Below are 1332 nucleotides of genomic sequence, written 5' to 3' on the forward strand. Positions count from 1 at the left end.
GTAACGAGCCACTTCTCTCTCTTATCGCCCCCAGGGTTCAAATTCTATCGGGGCGACATCTATTCTGCCGCGGGGGGCTCACCCGCAGTCACTTGGTCCCACAGCTTTCCGCCGCCAGGCAAGGTGCGATTGTGCTGCGAGCGCAGTAGCCAGTCCGCCGGGTGGTCCAACTCCTTTGCCTTGACCATCAGCGCCATGATGTCCGATTCCCGGTCAGCCACATAGACGAGTCGCGTGGCAGGCAGTGCGGCCGCCTGTTCGGCGACCCGCTCATATCCTTCCGTCCAGCGGGTACTTTCCTTGATGCCGGGGCGCACGCCATCCGGACCCTTCGGTTCGCGCGCCCACATGTAGGCGTCAAGCACGCCCAGCGGTTCGCGGGCTGGCGTTACCGCGTAAGTCGGGTGCAGATATAGCCCGCGTTGCGCCTCATACGACAGCGGTCCCAGGCCTGCGATGGCCTGGCTGTTAAAGTCCAGCTCCGTGGTGTCTTGGATGCATAGCACCACTTCACAAGCTCGCATCCGCTCGGCTGAACTCTGCCAGTGGGGCGCCAGAATATCGCGCCAGTCCAGTTCATCCTGAGCCAGGAAGCGGTACGCCGCAGCCGTTTCCGCCCAACCGCCGCATGCGCTGGGTATGCTTGCCGTCGGCTTCTCTGCGAGCCGCTCCGCTAGCAGCACCGCCCGCTTGTTCAGGCGCTGGTCGCCCAAGTCAATGTCCTTGAATTCTGCTGCTGCCCAACTCGTTGCCTCTCGCTGCATGTGCCGCCCAAATTGCAAGAGTGAACGACATTCCGAAAGAGTTTACAACCCCATCCGCTATGTCCTTGACCGTAAACGACTTTCTGCGAAGCACGGGCGCCAGGAGTTGGGTGTAATGAGGTGGGATAGACGTGGCCATTATTATTTCGCCATGCCCGCGGGGCGAATCTTCCGTCTCAAGGCAGTTCGTGGTCGCGCGCGTCGATTTCAAGCGGTGCATCAAAATAGCCAAAGGTCGCGATTTCGGCGAGGTATGCGAGGAGAAATTTCTCAATTGAACCAGCCGAACATGCCGGAACTCATGTGTGAGCAAGCGCCGTGTAGCATGACCTTCCGCAATCAATATGGCGTATCCCAGTGTCAATCCAACCGTATCCGGACCGAACAATCCTGTTGAACAGACTACGTTTCGTAGTGTTTCATCTTCGGGCATCGGGAGACTATCGACCATTGCGATATGGATGCGTTCCGGCATAGCAACACCAACGGCACTAGTACAACATCCCTCAAATAGCTTTAATAATTATCGGGTTGTAAATACGGCTCCAGGAGCGTGACGATCAACTGG

Annotated in this window: 2 pseudogenes; both read right to left on the reverse strand. The window is 58.0% G+C overall.

The window, feature by feature from the left end:
* Positions 1 to 74: 74 nt before the first annotated feature.
* A pseudogene (locus J8I82_RS37685) lies at positions 75 to 764 on the reverse strand (IS4/Tn5 family transposase DNA-binding protein); the annotation flags it as partial.
* Positions 765 to 940: 176 nt separating this feature from the next.
* A pseudogene (locus J8I82_RS38945) lies at positions 941 to 1254 on the reverse strand (hypothetical protein); the annotation flags it as partial.
* Positions 1255 to 1332 lie beyond the last annotated feature (78 nt).

This window comes from Cupriavidus consociatus, assembly GCF_017814975.1.
Taxonomy (GTDB): domain Bacteria; phylum Pseudomonadota; class Gammaproteobacteria; order Burkholderiales; family Burkholderiaceae; genus Cupriavidus; species Cupriavidus consociatus.